This window comes from Klebsiella sp. BIGb0132 (genome assembly GCF_024810075.1).
GTDB classification, from domain to species: domain Bacteria; phylum Pseudomonadota; class Gammaproteobacteria; order Enterobacterales; family Enterobacteriaceae; genus Klebsiella; species Klebsiella terrigena.
In genome coordinates this window covers 113,150-129,935 of sequence record NZ_JANUDW010000007.1, presented here as the reverse complement: position 1 = coordinate 129,935, position 16,786 = coordinate 113,150, and the positions used below count along the sequence as shown (strand labels likewise).

General features: G+C 60.2%; 13 protein-coding genes and 1 pseudogene. 8 read left to right on the top strand and 6 right to left on the bottom strand.

The features are described from left to right. Positions 1-29 precede the first annotated feature (29 nt). The 6 genes and pseudogenes from lsrA (at position 30) to lsrG (ending at position 5,751) form a co-directional block, all read left to right on the top strand. A complete protein-coding gene (lsrA, locus tag M2416_RS18845; protein WP_259226310.1) occupies positions 30-1,517 on the top strand; it encodes an autoinducer 2 ABC transporter ATP-binding protein LsrA in 1,488 nt (495 codons plus the stop codon). Beyond that, a complete protein-coding gene (lsrC, locus tag M2416_RS18840) occupies positions 1,514-2,548 on the top strand; it encodes an autoinducer 2 ABC transporter permease LsrC (RefSeq protein ID WP_041147331.1) in 1,035 nt (344 codons plus the stop codon). Before lsrA ends, lsrC begins: the two co-directional genes overlap by 4 nt. Next, positions 2,548-3,541, top strand: a pseudogene (lsrD, locus tag M2416_RS18835) (autoinducer 2 ABC transporter permease LsrD). Before lsrC ends, lsrD begins: the two are co-directional and overlap by 1 nt. 7 nt (positions 3,542-3,548) lie before the next feature. Further along, positions 3,549-4,562: an autoinducer 2 ABC transporter substrate-binding protein LsrB gene (gene lsrB, locus M2416_RS18830; RefSeq protein WP_041147329.1), complete on the top strand. Its 1,014-nt coding sequence runs from the start codon at positions 3,549-3,551 to the stop codon at positions 4,560-4,562. An 11-nt stretch (positions 4,563-4,573) separates the two neighbouring features. Beyond that, positions 4,574-5,461, top strand: a complete 888-nt coding sequence (gene lsrF / locus M2416_RS18825) for a 3-hydroxy-5-phosphonooxypentane-2,4-dione thiolase (protein ID WP_259226309.1) — start codon at positions 4,574-4,576, stop codon at positions 5,459-5,461. Next, the gene (gene lsrG / locus M2416_RS18820; RefSeq protein ID WP_041147327.1) at positions 5,458-5,751 is read left to right on the top strand and encodes a (4S)-4-hydroxy-5-phosphonooxypentane-2,3-dione isomerase; all 294 of its coding nucleotides are present in this window, start codon (positions 5,458-5,460) and stop codon (positions 5,749-5,751) included. The genes lsrF and lsrG overlap by 4 nt, the downstream gene beginning before the upstream one ends. A 991-nt stretch (positions 5,752-6,742) precedes the next feature. Here the strand turns inward: lsrG and ygjG are convergent. Both ygjG and M2416_RS18810 read right to left on the bottom strand, forming a co-directional pair. Then, positions 6,743-8,122: a putrescine aminotransferase gene (ygjG, locus tag M2416_RS18815; protein WP_045856750.1), complete on the bottom strand. Its 1,380-nt coding sequence runs from the start codon at positions 8,120-8,122 to the stop codon at positions 6,743-6,745. Between the two features lie 266 nt (positions 8,123-8,388). Continuing rightward, entirely contained in the window at positions 8,389-8,928 is a 540-nt protein-coding gene (locus tag M2416_RS18810) for a PadR family transcriptional regulator (protein ID WP_259226308.1), read from the bottom strand. Between the two features lie 239 nt (positions 8,929-9,167). Here M2416_RS18810 and M2416_RS18805 point away from each other — a divergent pair, with 239 nt between their 5' ends. Continuing rightward, a complete protein-coding gene (locus M2416_RS18805) occupies positions 9,168-9,941 on the top strand; it encodes a siderophore-interacting protein (protein ID WP_374761799.1) in 774 nt (257 codons plus the stop codon). Positions 9,942-10,105: 164 nt separating this feature from the next. Here M2416_RS18805 and M2416_RS18800 read toward each other — a convergent pair whose 3' ends face one another. The 4 genes from M2416_RS18800 to dhaK all read right to left on the bottom strand — a co-directional run bounded on the left by M2416_RS18800 (position 10,106) and on the right by dhaK (position 14,983). Continuing rightward, positions 10,106-11,755 carry a glycerone kinase gene (locus M2416_RS18800; protein WP_259226306.1) on the bottom strand — a complete coding sequence of 550 codons (1,650 nt, stop codon included), beginning with the start codon at positions 11,753-11,755 and terminating at the stop codon, positions 10,106-10,108. Between the two features lie 82 nt (positions 11,756-11,837). Continuing rightward, positions 11,838-13,259: a dihydroxyacetone kinase phosphoryl donor subunit DhaM gene (dhaM, locus tag M2416_RS18795; protein ID WP_259226305.1), complete on the bottom strand. Its 1,422-nt coding sequence runs from the start codon at positions 13,257-13,259 to the stop codon at positions 11,838-11,840. 10 nt (positions 13,260-13,269) lie between these two features. Next, a complete protein-coding gene (gene dhaL, locus M2416_RS18790; RefSeq protein WP_115191817.1) occupies positions 13,270-13,902 on the bottom strand; it encodes a dihydroxyacetone kinase subunit DhaL in 633 nt (210 codons plus the stop codon). 10 nt (positions 13,903-13,912) lie between these two features. Continuing rightward, positions 13,913-14,983, bottom strand: a complete 1,071-nt coding sequence (dhaK, locus tag M2416_RS18785; protein WP_076946601.1) for a dihydroxyacetone kinase subunit DhaK — start codon at positions 14,981-14,983, stop codon at positions 13,913-13,915. A 595-nt stretch (positions 14,984-15,578) separates the two neighbouring features. Between dhaK and M2416_RS18780 the strand changes: the two genes are divergently transcribed. Then, positions 15,579-16,676, top strand: a complete 1,098-nt coding sequence (locus M2416_RS18780) for a glycerol dehydrogenase (RefSeq protein WP_115191819.1) — start codon at positions 15,579-15,581, stop codon at positions 16,674-16,676. Positions 16,677-16,786: the final 110 nt, after the last annotated feature.

Genomic DNA, 16,786 nt, shown 5'->3' with positions numbered 1-16,786 from the left:
AAATCATTTGTTCAAATTGAGGCGTGATAATGAAGCCACTGCTTGAAGCCCGCCAAATCTGCAAACAGTTCTCCGGCATTAGCGTGCTGAAGGCGATTGATTTCACGTTATTTTCCGGCCAGGTGCACGCCCTGATGGGCGGTAACGGCGCCGGGAAATCGACGCTGATGAAGATTGTCGCCGGCGTAGAAACCCCCGACAGCGGCGAGCTGGCCCTCGGCGGGAACACCTTTACGCGCCTGACCCCCGCGCTGGCCCATCAGCAGGGCGTCTATCTGGTGCCGCAGGAGCCGATGCTGTTCCCTAACCTGACGGTGCGGGAAAACATTCTGTTTCGCCTGCCGAAGCGCGCCGATAGCGCCGCGCAGCTGCAGGAAAAGCTGCAGCAGCTCAGCTGCCAGCTGAATCTCGACGCGGCGGCCAGCACCCTCGAGGTAGCGGATCAGCAAATGGTCGAGATCCTGCGCGGCCTGATGCGCAAAGCGCAGATCCTGATCCTCGATGAGCCCACCGCCTCCTTAACGCCGGGCGAAACGGCGCGTCTGTTTTGCCAGATCCGCGCGCTGCAGGATCTCGGCGTCGGCATCGTCTTTATCTCCCACAAGCTGCCGGAGATCCGCCAGATCGCCAGCCACGTCTCGGTCATGCGCGACGGCGCGGTGGTGCTGAGCGGGCACACCGCCGACTACAGCGACAATCAGCTGGTGAGCGCCATGACGCCCGCCGACCGGGAACACGCCCTCAGCGATACGCAGAAGCTGTGGCTGGCGCTGCCGGGCAACCGACGCACCCAGCCGCAGGACTTCCCGGTGCTGCGGGTGGAGGATCTCACCGGCGAGGGCTTTATCGATCTAAGCCTTGAGATCTACGCCGGGGAGATCGTCGGCCTCGCCGGTCTGGTGGGATCCGGGCGCACCGAATTTGCCGAAACCCTTTATGGCCTGCGGCCGCCGCGCGCGGGGCGGGTCTGGCTGGAGAACCGCGACATCAGCGTCGCCAGCACCCGCGCCCGGCTGGCCAGCGGGCTGGTCTATCTGCCGGAAGATCGCCAGGTCTCAGGACTGTTTCTCGATGCGCCGGTGCGCTGGAACACGGTGATGTTTAACCAGCCGTCGCTGTGGCAGCAGGATAAACGCGAGGCTGCGGTGGTGGAGCGCTATCACCGGGCGCTGGGGATCAAATTTGCCGATAGCGACCAGCCGGTGCGCACCCTCTCCGGTGGTAACCAGCAGAAGGTGCTGCTGGCGCGCTGCCTTGAAGCCAATCCGCTGCTGCTGATCGTCGACGAGCCGACGCGCGGCGTGGACGTCTCCGCCCGCGCCGATATCTACCAGTTGCTGAAAAGCGTCGCCGCGCAGAACGTGGCGGTGCTGATGATCTCCAGCGATCTGGATGAGTTTGTTGGCCTGGCCGACCGGGTGCTGGTGATGCATCAGGGCCGACAGAGCGGCGAGCTGGCGCGCCGGGCGGTGACCGTTGAACGCATGATGACGCTGGCATTTGGAGGCGCGGCATGAAAACGTTATTGAAAAATCGCGAACTGAGCGCTTTTCTCGCCATCGTGGTGCTGTTTGCCGGGCTGGTGGCGCTCAACCCGGCCTACTTCAGCCTGCAGACCCTGGGCATGATCTTCGCCAGCTCGCAGATCCTCTGCCTGCTGGCGCTGGGGGCGACGCTGGTGATGCTGACCCGCAATATCGACGTTTCCGTCGGCTCCACCGTTGGCCTGTGCGCCATTGCGGTGGGCGTGGCGCTCAACGGCGGCTACGGCCTGACGGCGGCCATTGCGTTTGCGCTGGCGATTGGCGCCCTGGCGGGGGCCTTTAACGGCCTGCTGGTGGTGGGTCTGCGCATTCCGGCGATTGTCGCCACCCTTGGCACCCTCGGGCTGTATCGCGGGGTGATGCTGCTGTGGACCGGCGGTAAATGGATTGAAGGCCTGCCGGATAGCCTCAAGTCGCTCTCGGAGCCGGCGTTTATCGGCATCTCGCCGCTGGGCTGGCTGGTGCTGGTTCTGCTGCTGGCCGGCGCCTGGATGCTGTCGCGCACCGCTGCCGGCCGCGATTTCTACGCCGTCGGCGACAACCTGACCGCCGCGCGCCAGCTGGGCGTCGCGGTGAACCGCACGCGGATGCTCGCCTTTACCCTTAACGGCATGCTGGCCGCCTGCGCCGGCGTCGTTTTTGCCGCCCAGATTGGCTTTGTGCCCAACCAGACCGGCAGCGGGCTGGAGATGAAAGCCATCGCCGCCTGCGTGCTCGGCGGTATTTCCCTGCTCGGCGGCACCGGGACGCTCATCGGCGCGTTCCTCGGCGCCTTCTTCCTTACTCAGATTGATACCGTGCTGGTGCTGCTCAGGCTCCCGGCGTGGTGGAACGACTTTATTGCCGGCCTGGTGCTGCTCGGCGTGCTGGTGCTCGACGGGCGGCTGCGCCAGGCGCTGAGCCGCCACCAGCGAGCGCTGAAATATGCCCGCTTTCAGCCCGGTAATAAGGGGGGAAAAGGCGTGGCCCCGTTCACAAAGCGTAAAAACAAAGAGGTGGCGTGATGAAGCTCAGCTGGGAAAGCGCGCTGCTGGCGCTGCTGGTGGTGGAAATTCTGCTGTTTGGGGCCATTAACCCGCGGATGCTGGATATCAATATGCTGCTGTTCAGCACCAGCGATTTTATCTGTATCGGCATCGTGGCCCTGCCGCTGACGCTGGTGATCGTTAGCGGCGGCATCGATATTTCGCTTGGCTCGACCATCGGCCTGTGCGCCATCGCGCTGGGGGTGATGATGCAGGCGGGCTGGCCGATGGGGCTGGCCATCCCGCTAACCCTGCTGCTTGGCCTGCTGTGCGGGCTGATTAACGCGGCGCTGATCCACTACACCGGCATCAGCCCGCTGGTGATCACCCTCGGCACCCTCTACCTCTACGGCGGCGGGGCGCTGCTGCTCTCCGGCATGGCGGGCGCGACCGGCTATGAAGGGATTGGCGGCTTCCCCGACGCCTTCACCGCCTTCGCCAACCTGACCCTGTTCGGCCTGCCGCTGCCGCTGGTGCTGTTTATCGTCATCACCTTCTTCTTCTGGCTGCTGGCCCATCGCGGGCGCTTTGGCCGCCTCCTGTTTCTGCTCGGGCAAAACCCGCGCGCCGCGCGCTATGCCGCGCTGTCGGTGAACGGCATGCCGTACGTGCTGTATGGCCTGGTGGGCGTGGCCTCGGCCATCGCCGCGCTGGTGATGGTCTCCTATTTTGGCTCGGCGCGATCGGATCTCGGCCGCGATCTGCTGATGCCGGCGCTGACCGCCGCGGTGCTTGGCGGGGCGAATATCTACGGCGGTTCAGGTTCCATTATCGGCACGGCGCTGGCGGCGCTGCTGGTGGGATATTTACAACAAGGTTTACAGATGGTCGGCATCCCCAACCAGGTGTCGAGCGCGCTGTCAGGGGCGCTGTTGGTTGTGGTGGTGATGGGGCGCTCGCTGAGCCTGCACCGTGAATGGGTGCGAATGACCTGGCGACGCCTTTCTCGCGCATAAAACAATCGGAGCATAAACATACGATGAAAACCAAACGAATCCTGCAAACGAGCGCCCTGGCGCTGGCGCTGAGCGTGGCGACCGCCCAGGCCGCAGACCGCATTGCCTTTATTCCTAAACTCGTCGGCGTGGGCTTCTTTACCAGCGGCGGCAACGGCGCCAAAGAGGCGGGCAAGGCGCTGGGGGTTGACGTCACCTACGACGGCCCGACCGAACCGAGCGTCTCCGGCCAGGTGCAGCTGATCAACAACTTCGTCAACCAGGGCTACAACGCGATTATCGTCTCCGCGGTATCGCCGGACGGCCTGTGCCCGGCGCTCAAACGCGCGATGCAGCGCGGCGTGAAGGTGCTGACCTGGGACTCCGATACCAAACCCGAATGCCGCAGTATCTATATCAACCAGGGCACCCCGCAGCAGCTCGGCGGACTGCTGGTGGATATGACCTCGAAGCAGGTAACCAAACCGGCCGCTAAGGTGGCGTTCTTCTACTCCAGCCCGACGGTGACCGATCAGAACCAGTGGGTCAAAGAGGCCAAAGCGAAGATCGCCAAAGAGCACCCGCAGTGGGAAGTGGTGACCACCCAGTTCGGCTATAACGACGCCACCAAATCGCTGCAAACCGCCGAGGGCATACTAAAAGCCTACCCGGATCTCGACGCCATTATCGCCCCGGACGCCAACGCGCTCCCGGCGGCGGCGCAGGCGGCGGAGAACCTTAAGCGTCAGGGGGTGGCGATTGTCGGCTTTAGCACTCCGAACGTTATGCGCCCGTACGTTGAGCGCGGCACGGTGAAAGCCTTCGGCCTGTGGGATGTGGTCCAGCAGGGAAAAATTGCGGTTAACGTCGCCGATCGTCTGCTGAAAAAAGGCGATCTTAACGTCGGTGACAGCGTGGAGGTAAAAGATATCGGAACGCTGAAGGTCGAGCCAAACAGCGTCCAGGGCTATCAGTATGAGGCGAAAGGTAACGGCATCGTGCTGCTGCCGGAGCGCGTGGTGTTCACCAAAGAGAACATCAACAACTACGACTTCTGACGGGGGATGAAATGGCAGATTTAGACGATATCAAAGAGGGGAAAGATTTTGGCCTGGACCGACCGCAGCAGAACGTGCTCTACGGGCTGAAGGGCTGCGGATCGCTGGAGTGGGGGATGCAGTCCCGGCTGGCGCGCATCTTTAACCCGCAGAGCAACCGCACGGTGATGCTGGCCTTCGACCACGGCTATTTTCAGGGGCCGACCACCGGGCTTGAGCGGATCGATCTCTCCATCGCCCCGCTGTTTGCTGAGACCGACGTGCTGATGTGCACCCGCGGAATCCTAAGAAGCACGGTACCGGCGGCCACCAACAAGCCGGTGGTGCTGCGCGCCTCCGGCGGCAACTCGATCCTCAGTGAGCTTTCCAACGAGTGCGTGGCGGTAACGATGGAAGACGCGCTGCGCCTCAACGTCTGCGCGGTCGCGGCGCAGGTCTATATCGGCAGCGAATACGAGCATCAGTCGATCGGCAATATTATTAAGCTGGTGGATGCCGGGAACCGTTACGGCATGCCGGTGCTGGCGGTTACCGGGGTCGGTAAAGAGATGACCCGCGACGCGCGCTATTTCTCGCTGGCCAGCCGCATCGCCGCCGAGATGGGGGCGCAGTTCGTCAAAACCTATTTTGTTGAAGAGGGCTTTGAAAAAGTGACCGCCAGCTGCCCGGTGCCGATAGTGATCGCCGGCGGCAAAAAGCTGCCGGAGCAGGAGGCGCTGGAGATGTGCTGGCGGGCGATTGACCAGGGCGCGTCCGGCGTCGATATGGGGCGCAATATTTTCCAGTCCAGCGCGCCGCGCGCGATGCTGAAGGCGGTGAAGAAAGTGGTGCATGAGAATATGAGCGCCCGCGAGGCGTATCAGTTCTGGCTGGAGGAGAAGCAGGGGGAGCTGAAATGAACGTGACGCTGGTAGAAATTAATATCAAACCGGAGCGGGTTAACGAGTTTCTCGACGTCTTTCGCGCGAACCATGAAGGGGCCCTGCAGGAGCCGGGCAACCTGCGCTTCGACGTCCTGCAGGACCCGGAGGTGAAGACGCGGTTTTTTATCTATGAGGCCTATAAAGATGAGGACGCGGTGCTGGCGCATAAAAAAACGCCGCACTACCTGGCCTGCGTCGAGAAGCTGGATGAGATGATGTCGCAGCCGCGGCAGAAGCGCAGCTTTGTGGGCCTGCTGCCGGAATAGCATCGGAAACTGGCCTGCGGAAACATCCGGCGAACGGATTACCGCAGGCCACGTCCCGGCTGGAGGGGCGTGCTTAGAACTTTCTTTTGTGCCGTGTGCACTGTTTATCTCAATGGCGAGCCGGACCGTGAGTGAATTTATTTTGCGATATATTCAACGCATTAATATATTCTACAATGACCTGGGTGTATAAAATATGAATTAGCATTCAGCGACTGATATTTACGGGGTTGATAAAAAATATTTTGTTTTTTATTTGAGTTGTTTATTTTATCAGCGTATGTTTGGCATTAACTGTACTGATGGCAGAGATGCTTTATAAAGGCCATCAGTTATTTAAATGATAATACTATAAAGAGTAAGTGTCATGTTTAAGACTCTCCTGTCACTTATTTTTAATGAAGGACTTCTTCTGGTTTGCCTTATCGGGTTTGGTTTTTTTTACCTTGAGTTCTTCCCAGCGTATTGGCTGGCGTTAACCGCCGTTTCCATGATAGCGCTAATTATTATATTGCCAAATTTTACGGGACGATTTGATAAGTACGATAAATAACTCATACAAAAAATCCTTATGTTAAATTCAGCCTGTTTAAAGACTGCGATCAATTTTATGATTGCCTGAAGAGCCCCTGCTATGTTTAATAGTCTGCTGTCAATACTCTTTACGGAAATACTTTTTGTGGCCTGGTTCTTTGCAAGCGGAATCCTTTTTATGTATTTAGTCCCTGACTATTGGTTTGTATTGACGGTAGTTTCTGTCGTCTTATTAATCATTGTCCATCCAATTTTATTCGGACGATTTGATAAGTACGATAAATAGCTTCTGCGAATAGAATTGTTGATGTCAAACCCAGACTGCTTATGGTTAACGGATGAAAATAGTTTACCCATAGCGTCAACATTTCGGCTGACGGCAACACTGGAAAGCTGACCGGCAGGCGTAAAAAAGCCCGGTGAATATCGCTTCCACCGGGCTTTTTGTTGGCTATCGTCAGGCTTCTTCCACCGACACCCGCAGCTCGGCCAGCGCGTTCCGCGCCGCCTTCAGCACCAGCTCACACTGCTCAAGGGTCAGCGTCAGCGGCGGTTCGATGCGGATCGTCCTCGCGTTGTTCAGGGTGCCGGCCACCAGCACCCGCTGGCGGAACATCAGGCTGGCAAAGTCATAGCCGATTTCGTTATCCACGAACTCAATGGCCATCAGCATCCCTTTACCACGGACTTCGTTCACCAGCTCCGGATACTCGCGAGCCAGCAGGCGGAAGCCGTCCAGCAGCAGGTCGCCTTTCTGCTCGGCCTGCGCCGGCAGATTCTCCGTCAGCAGAACGTTGATCGTCGCCAGCGCCGCGGCGCAGGCCAGCGGGTTACCGCCGAAGGTGGTAGTGTGCAGGAACGGATTGTCGAACAGCACCGAGAACACCTCTTCGGTAGCAACCGTCGCGCCAATCGGCATCACGCCGCCGCCGAGCGCCTTGGCAAGGCACAGAATATCCGGATGAACGTTTTCATGCTCGCAGGCAAACATTTTGCCGGTGCGGCCCATGCCGGTCTGCACTTCGTCGAAGATCAGCAGCGCGCCAAACTCGTCGCACAGCTTACGAACCGCGGGGAGATAGCCCGGCGGCGGCAGAATCACTCCGCCTTCGCCCTGAATTGGCTCAAGGATCACCGCCGCGACGTCATCGCCGGTTTTCTTACACTCGCTGAGCAGCGTGCGCATGGCGTTGATGTCGCCAAACGGCACGTGACGGAATCCCGGCAGCAGCGGCATAAACGGCTTACGGAACGTCGATTTGGCGGTAGCGGAGAGCGCGCCCAGCGATTTGCCGTGGAAAGCGCCGCTGGTGGCCACAAAGGTAAATTTGCCGCGCGGGGACTGGTAGGCTTTAGCGAGCTTCAGCGCCGCTTCGACCGACTCGGTGCCGCTATTGGAAAAGAAGCTGTACTTCAGCTTGCCCGGCGTCAGGGCCGCCAGCGTTTTGGCCAGCATGGCCCGCAGCGGATCGAGCAGTTCCTGACTATGAAGAGGTTGCTTAGCGAGCTGGTGCTCTACGGCGGAAACAACGACTGGATTACGGTGCCCTACATTAAAAATTCCAAAGCCACCCAGGCAATCAATAAACTCCTGTCCCTGAGTGTCGACAAGCGTATTCAAACTTCCCGCCTGCCACTCTACGGCTCCGTAATCCCCGCCAGCGGTAACAGATTTTCGATACGCTAAAAACCCCGGATTCACGTGCTCTTTAAAGTACTCTCTGACCTCCTGGTTAAGTGCTTTCATCTCCTCATGATCGAGCGTTTGCTTCTCAATGAGATTCAGTGCGTGTGCGCTGCAGGCCAGAGCCGATGCGCTGGAAGGTAACCTGTTCAAAGTGGGCTCCTGGGATGGGCGTATCACATGATACTGAGTTAAGTATTGCAGGGATTACGCCACTTCGGTGCAGCAGCTGAAAATCGGGATAAACGCAGCGTGAAAGCGCAATTGCGCAATATTTAATCTTATGGCGATATTATTGGCATGCTTTACTCCTGAGCGCACGCAGCATGCGCTCTGCGGGCTTAGCGCCGCGTGCTTCGCCGCGGTGCGCTTTGCCCAACGCTGGGGCAGAAAAGGGCCGGCTGGCGGGCGGCGGCGGCCTAATCGAGCTGGGAGATCTCCATAGCCGCGCGGTCGATGACGGCAATAATCTGCTTTAGCTGCGCTTCGCTGATGGCCTGCTGATTCACTTTTAAATCCAGCACGGCTTTAAAATTTTCCAGCGCCCGCTTCATCTGCGGATTTTTACGCAGCTCGCAGCCGACCATCCGCGCCTGAAGACGCTCCCGAATGTCGGCCAGGGACTGCTGGTTTTCCGCGTGCAGGCGGCGACCCTCTTCGCTAATCGAGATTTTTTTACGCCCGTTTTCCTCTGCAACGCCGATCAGCCCCTGATCCTGCAGCAGGTCGAGGGTGGGGTAGATAACGCCGGGGCTCGGGCTGTAGTTGCCCTGGGTCAGGCCCTCTATCTCTTTGATCAGCTCGTAGCCGTGGCTGGCGCTGCGGCTGAGGATATCGAGGATCACCAGCCGCAGCTCGCCGTGGCCGAAGAAGCGCTGGCGCCGCCCGCCGCCTCTGCGCCCGCCGCGTTCAGCGTGGGGCTCGCGCGAGTCGTGGTCCTCATCATGATGATTTCGCATCGTTATCTCCTGTTTATTTTGATATATCTAATTTATATCTAAATGTCTTGCTGTGGCAATGATAATTATTTTATATTTTTTAATTTATTGATAGTTAATGTATTTATTCTATTTTTTGGATTTTTATGTCTTTTAGTCTGACTATATCAAAAAAACTCTTGCATTCTTTTTTAATGGCAATCATTATCATTTGCAGCAAGTTTAGATATATCTATTTAATTTCACGAAGGCCGCCGATGATGACAACAATGAAAAAAACGCAGTACCCGCAGCGCGTACAAAACGAACTCCGTTTCCGCGAGCTCACCGTGCTGCGCGTGGAGCGCGTGAGCGCTGGCTTCCAGCGCATCGTACTGGGGGGCGACGCGCTGGATGGTTTCGTTTCGCAGGGTTTTGATGACCACACCAAGCTCTTTTTCCCGCAGGAGGGCGCGACCTTTACGCCGCCGCAGGTGACGGATGAAGGCATTCACTGGGGCGAGGGCGTGCGCCCGGCGAGCCGCGACTATACGCCGCTGTACGATGCCAAACGCCACGAGCTGGCCTATGATTTCTTTATTCATGACGGCGGTATCGCCAGCCGCTGGGCGCTGGCGGCAGGCGTCGGCGATAAGCTGGTCATTGGCGGGCCGCGCGGTTCGCTGGTGGTGCCGGAAGATTATGCCTGGCAGCTGTACGTGGGCGATGAGTCCGGCATGCCTGCGTTGCTTCGTCGCCTGCGGGCATTAAGCCAGCTGCCGGTTGTGCCGCAGGTAACGGCGATCGTTACCATCGGCGATGCGGCTTATAAAGACTATCTGGCGGAGTTTGACGGCTTCAATATTGAGTGGGTGGTGGGCCATAACCCCGCCGCGGTGGCCGAGCGTCTGGCGCAGGTGCGCGTCCCGGCGGAGGATTACTTTATCTGGGTGACCGGCGAAGGCGCGGTGGTGAAATCGCTGCTTGAGCGCTTTAAAGGGGATGAGATTGACCCGCAGCTGGTGCGCTCCCAGGCCTACTGGCACAGTAAGTAGTCAATGTAGCGAAGTCCCGGGCTGCGGCGATTGCTCTGCCCGGGCTACCTGAGCAAAACTCTCTGCATTCTCTGCATTCTCTGCATTCTCTGCATTCTCTGCATTCTCTGCATTCTCTGCATTCCCGCAGGCACCGCGACGCCTGCGGGAATATCTGACTACCTCTATTTCTCCGCCAGCGCCTTAAACACCATCGCCACCGCGTGAGCGCCCGGGTCCATATTGCCCAGCAGGCTGTCGCTGTTGAGATACGACGCGCGCCCGGCGTTGGCTTTGCTGGCGTGGAGGGTGCTTTCCGCACCGGCCTCGGCCGCAGCAAACGCCGCCTGCAGATTGTCAGGCGCGGCCAGTAGCGAGGCCAGCGCCGGCTGCAGTGCGTCAATCATGGTGCGATCGCCTTCGTCCGCCCCGCCGTAAAACTTCATCTGCGCAAGGCCGGCGTTGAGCGCTTCGGCGACGCCGGCGCCCTGTTCCAGCTTCTGCCCGGCGGCGGTAAAGAAAATAGACATCAGTACGCCGCTGGAGCCGCCCATCACCACGGTCAGGCGTTCGCCGATCAGCGCAAACAGGGTGGCGAGGTTGGCGAGCGGCAGCTGCTGGCGACGCAGCAGCTCGGCCACGTCGCGCGCGCCCGCGGCGAAGGTCGACCCGGTGTCGCCGTCGCCGACTTTGGCATCCAGCGCGTTGAGGTGGGCCTCAAGGTCGGACAGCGTTGCGGTCACCGTTCCGACGTAGCCCGCCACGACGCTATGGTCTGAAGGCTGGAACTCCACGCGACTGCTGCGCAGCGAGCAGGGCATGACCCCGACGGCGCGCGGCTGTACCGGTTTCTGCCAGCTGGCGGTTTCCACCTCGGAGAGCAGCGCTTTCTCAATGCTCTCTTCCAGCACGATCGCGGTGATCGAGAAGCCTTTCATATCCAGGGCGGTGACCAGAGACGCCGGGCCAATCAGCCAGTCAATACGCTGATGGAGCGGAGTGTTCGCCAGCTCGCGGGTGAGGATCGCCATTTCCGCGACCGATACGCCGCCGAGATTATTGAGCATCACCGCCAGGCGGCCGGTTTCCGGCAGGGCCGCGGTCAGCTTCTCCACCATCAGCTGCATAATCTGCGCGCTGTTCTGGGTGGCGATAACCGAAGCGCCGGGCTCGCCGTGAATGCCCATCCCCAGCTCCGCCTGTTCGGGATGGTGGCGCGGGGCCGTCTCGGCATCCTGCGGCAGGTGGCAGCTGGAGAGCGCGAGGCCGAGGCTGCGGGTGTTGTTCGCCGCGTACTGCGCTTCACGCAGCACGGTCGCCAGGTTGTAGCCGCGCTCGGCGAAGTAGCCCGCCACTTTATGCACCAGGATGGTCCCGGCAATGCCGCGCGGATGCTTGTTATCCGGCAGCGAAATATCATCGCCGACGATCAGCATCTCGACGCTATAGCCCAGGCGACGCGCTTTCTCCGCCGCAAGGCCAAAGTTCAGGCGATCGCCGGTGTAGTTCTTAACGATCAGCAGGCAGCCCGCTTCGCCGGTGACGGCCTGGATCGCCGTCAGTACCGCATCGACGCTCGGTGAGGCAAAAATATCGCCGCAGACGGCGGCGGTGAGCATGCCTTTACCAATAAAGCCCACGTGGGCCGGCTCGTGGCCGGAGCCGCCGCCGGAGATCACCGCGACGTTGCTCTTATTCAGATCGCTGCGCACGACCACGCGGATCGCCGGATCGCTCTCCAGCCGCGCCAGGTTATTCCACGGGCTGGCGATAATCGCCCCTTCAATAACGTCGCTGACGAGGCTGGTGCGCTGATTAAAAAAGAATTGAGACATAACGGTTCCTGGAGGTTGAGCGAAAACAAAATCCCCGGAGGCAGCGCCTCCGGCGTGAGGTCAATGGGGCCGACAGCGCGGGCTACCCGCGGATAATGCGCCTTTCGGCGACATCAAGGGTGATGGCATCGCCGCTGCGCAGCGTTTTCAGCGTCTCACCCTGCTGGCACAGACAGGCGATCCCGGCCTGGCGCGCGATGATCGCGCCGTGGGAAACATCGCTGCCTTCCTGCAGACAGATCCCTTTTACCTGGCGGGGATCGAGCTGCACCACGGTAGAGGGGAAGATATCATCGGCGATAACGATCACCGGTTCATTCACCGCCAGCGGCACCTCGCTGCGGCCCTGAAGATGGCGCAGCGTGCGGTGGAGCAGATCTTCGATATCAATATAGCGCGCCTGCAGATAGGTATCGCTCAGCTGGCGATACTGCTGGCTGAGATCGACCAGCACCTGGTACCACGCCCACTCGGCGCAGCACTGCTCCTTGCTCAGGATGGCGCAGGCGGCGTCATAGAGATCCGGGTCGTCGAGCAGGGTATGGTGGCCGGAGAAAATGGCCGCGATATCGGCGGAGTAGCGCTCCTCCGCCAGGCGGGTCAGGGCGTTGAGATCCGCCAGCGTCTGCTCAATGGCCTGCTTCAGGCGCCGCTGCTCTTTGGCGCTATTGGCGCTGTTTCGCCGCCGCGGCTCGGCATGCGGCAGGGGATAGAGCAGCGCCTTCCCCTGGACGCGCGCGGTGGAGGGAACGGCCGCCGCCGGGGCCGCGCCCGGCTGCTCGCCAAAGTTCTCCGCCGCCAGCGCCTGGAATGCGGCCAGCGCCGCCTCGGCATCCGGCCCGCGGGCCAGCAGCCGAAGCCTGTCGTCGCGGCGCACCTGCAGCAGCGCGATTTTATTGATGCTGTCCGGCGCCACGCACTTGCCGCCTTTCTCCAGCAGCAGATCGGCGTTGAAGCCGGCCAGCGCTGCCACCAGGCGCGAGGCCGGGCGAACGTGCAGGCCGTTGTGGTTGCTAATCACCACCGAAACCGACCGCGCGTCGTCATCTCCGGCAAAGGGGATCGCCTCAGGGGCGGCCTGGGCGGGCGACGGTAACCCCAGCTGAACGCGCTTAGCCTCCAGCGCGTTCATGGCGTCCTCGATAACCTTGTCGATCGTTGATCCGGTTGCCGCGCTGACCGTTGCCGCCAGCGTACCTTCGACCAGCGGGGCCGCGCAGAGGCGAACCTTCGCGGCGATAGCCGGATCGAGAAGATCCAGCGCCGTCTCGGCGCTCAGCAGGGCGCTGCCGATATCCATCATCACCAGCACGTGATCGGCGTCGGCCACGGATTCAATGGCCTCCATCACCTTAATGGGATCGGTGCCTATCGGGCTCTCGGGATCGTCAATCCCGGCGGCGATCGCCAGCCGGCAGCCGTCGCCGATTAACATCTGCCGGGCCAGCTCTCCGACGCCTTCGCCCAGCCGGGCGCTATGAGACACAATCACCAGGTTTACCATCGCTTTTTCCTTACTCTTTGGCTGCGGCAGCCAGCTCCTGAATCATAAACATCACCGAGGTTGCGCCCGGATCCTGATGCCCGATACTGCGCTCGCCGAGGTAGCTGGCGCGGCCTTTGCGGGCCTGCATGGTGATGGTGGAGCGGGTGGCGATCTCCGCCTGCTTGCAGGCGGCGTCCAGCGCGGCCTGCATCGGCAGATGCTGCTCGCTGGAATGGCGCAATGATTCAACGACCGGTAGCCAGACGTCGCACATCGTTTTATCCCCCGGCTCCGCCTTGCCGCGGTTGACCACGCCGTCCGCGCCTTCGCGCATCATCTGGTACAGCTCGTCGAGGCTGAGGCTCTGGTGCGCCTGGGTTACCTGCGCCGCGCGGATAAAGAAGGTGCCGAACAGCGGGCCGCTGGCGCCGCCGACGTTGGAAAGCAGCGTCATCCCGGTATTTTTAAGGATAAAACCGATGTCCTTATCGGCAATAGAAGGTAGCTTTTCCACCACCTTGCTGAAGCCGCGATGCATGTTCAGGCCGTGGTCAGCGTCGCCGATCTCTTTATCCAGCCCGGTAAGAAAATCCCGCTCTTTGGTAAAGATCTCGCCGCAGCGATAGAGCCAGTTAACGATCTGCGTTCTGTTCAGTGACATGTTGTGCTCCTTAATGGCCCCAGTTCAGCGCCGGGGTATGGACGGGGGCATCCCACAGGGCCAGCGTCTCGTCGTCGGCCTTCAGCAGGGTGATGGAAAAGCCCACCATATCCAGAGATGTGCAGTAGCTGCCGATAAGGCTGCGGGCGATAGCGATCCCGCTCTCCTCGCAGCGTTCGGCGAGGCGGTTGTAGACGCCGTACAGCTCCGACAGCGGCGTGGCGCCGAGGTTGTTGACCAGCGCGATGACGCGGTCGCCGCTCTGTAGCGCTTTTTTCCCCTGCTGGACGTCCTGCCAGCTGCCTTTGGCCGGATCCCACTGGCGCAGGGTGCGGCTGTAGGTGCCGTTCTCCAGCAGGGTGGCGAACATTTCGTCCACGGTCTGGTCGAGCGAGCTGAAGGCGCGGCGGTCAATCCCCGGCTCGCCGTGGATGCCGACGCCGAACTCCATTTCATTATCCTGGAGCTCAAAAGAGGGCTGTCCGGCGGCCGGCACGGTGCAGGCCGCGAGGGCGACGCCGATGGAGTGGCCGAGGTTGTTGAGCCTGCGGCCCAGCTCGGCGCAGGCTTCCAGCGAATCGCCGCGTTCGGCGGCGGCACCCACCAGCTTTTCAATCAGCACGGTGTTGGCCACGCCCCGACGGCCGGCGGTATAGAGGCTGTCCTTCACCGCCACGTCATCGTCGATGACCACGGTGGTGACCTTGACGCCGCTCTCATGCAGCAGCTCGGCGGCGGTTTCGAAATTCAAAATATCGCCGGTGTAGTTTTTGATAATCAGCAGCACGCCTTCGCCGCCGTCGATATTCATCGCGCACTCGAACATTTTATCCGGCGTCGGCGAGGTGAAGATCTCCCCGGGACAGGCGCCGGAGAGCATGCCCTGGCCAATGTAGCCGCAGTGCATTGGCTCATGTCCGCTGCCGCCGCCGGAGAGCAGCGCCACCTTGCCGGCAACCGGCGCATCGGCGCGGGTGACGTACACCGGGTCCTGATGCAGCGTTAATTGGGGATGGGCCTTCGCCAGGCCCGCCAGCTGTTCGCTCAGGACATCTTCGACACGGTTAATCAGTTTTTTCATCTTTATGCTCCGTCGCAGTGGTTCGATGCCGCCTCTCTGCTGGCGGAGGCGGTCATCGTGTAGGGGTTCGCCAGCCGATAGGCGCTGTCCGGCGATGTAGTGATTCTGGCTGAGTTAGCGAAAAATAAAATCTGCCCGAAGAGGGTTTCATTCCGGAACGTGATTGCTGATAAATGTTCCGTAATGAAACGTTTATTGCGAAGAAAAAAGCAAAATGCGACCCAGAGCGGTTTTTTTCATACCGCCGCGAGGCGGATAAGCGGCGATGGCGAAGCGGGTTTTTAGTTTTTTTTCGCCGCCAGGGGCCGATTTCCCGGTGCGCTATGCTGCCTGCTGCGCAAATTTTCTCTGAACGGGCGGATCGGGATCGCAATCCCGGCGTTTCACCGCGATTAATGTTTCAATGTGAAACGCAAAAATATTTTTGCTGTTCCATATCAGAACAAAAAGGCGAAATATTTTTTTGTTCTCCGCTCGCCCTACAGTGATTGCATCGCTCCGGCAGCGCTCCCGTTCCCCTCATTACCAGAAGGCAGAACGCAGCGGCGCCAGAGCTCATCATGTAAAAACATGCACTTATTTGAGGATGAAAGGAATGCTAAAAGTTATTCAATCTCCAGCCAAATATCTCCAGGGACCTGATGCATCCACGCTGTTCGGCGAGTACGCCAAAAATCTCGCGGACAGCTTTTTCGTGATTGCCGACGACTTCGTCATGAAGCTGGCGGGAGATAAGGTGCTGAACGGCCTGCACAGCCACAACATCAGCTGCCACGCCGCGCGCTTTAACGGTGAATGCAGCCATGCGGAAATTAACCGCCTGAGCGCGATTCTGCAGCAGCACGGCTGCCGCGGCGTGGTGGGGATTGGCGGCGGCAAGACGCTTGATACGGCGAAAGCCATCGGCTTTTACCAGAAGCTGCCGGTGGTGGTTATCCCCACCATCGCCTCTACCGATGCGCCAACCAGCGCGCTGTCGGTTATCTACAGCGAAGCGGGCGAGTTTGAAGAGTATCTGATCTATCCGAAAAACCCGGATATGGTGGTAATGGATACGGCGATTATCGCCAAAGCGCCGGTGCGCCTGCTGGTAGCCGGGATGGGCGACGCGCTCTCGACCTGGTTTGAAGCGAAGGCCTGTTTTGACGCCAGAGCAACCAGCATGGCGGGCGGCCAGTCCACGGCGGCGGCCTTAAGCCTGGCACGCCTGTGCTATGATACGCTGCTGGCCGAGGGCGAAAAGGCGCGCCTCGCCGCCCAGGCGGGGGTCGTGACCGATGCCCTGGAGCGCATCGTGGAGGCCAATACCTACCTCAGCGGTATCGGCTTTGAAAGCAGCGGCCTTGCCGGGGCTCATGCTATCCATAACGGCTTTACCATTCTGGAAGAGTGCCACCATCTGTACCACGGCGAAAAAGTGGCGTTTGGTACCCTGACCCAGCTGGTGCTGCAAAACAGCCCGCTGGAAGAGATCGAAACGGTGCTGAACTTCTGCCAGAAGGTGGGCCTGCCGGTGACCCTTGCGCAAATGGGCGTCAAGGAGGGCATTGAAGGGAAAATTGAAGCCGTGGCGCAGGCAACCTGCGCGCCGGGCGAAACCATCCACAATATGCCGTTCCCGGTGACCGCCAGCAGCGTCTACGCCGCGATCCTCACCGCCGACCTGCTGGGGCAGCAGTGGCTGGCGCGGTGATAGCATGGCGGTAAGTCTCTTCTCTGGAGAGTAAAGAGGCCTTTTCTCCCCTTCGGCAGCGTCTGCCGGAGGGGTTGTCGTTTTTAATACGGTCGTTTTTAACACAGCGG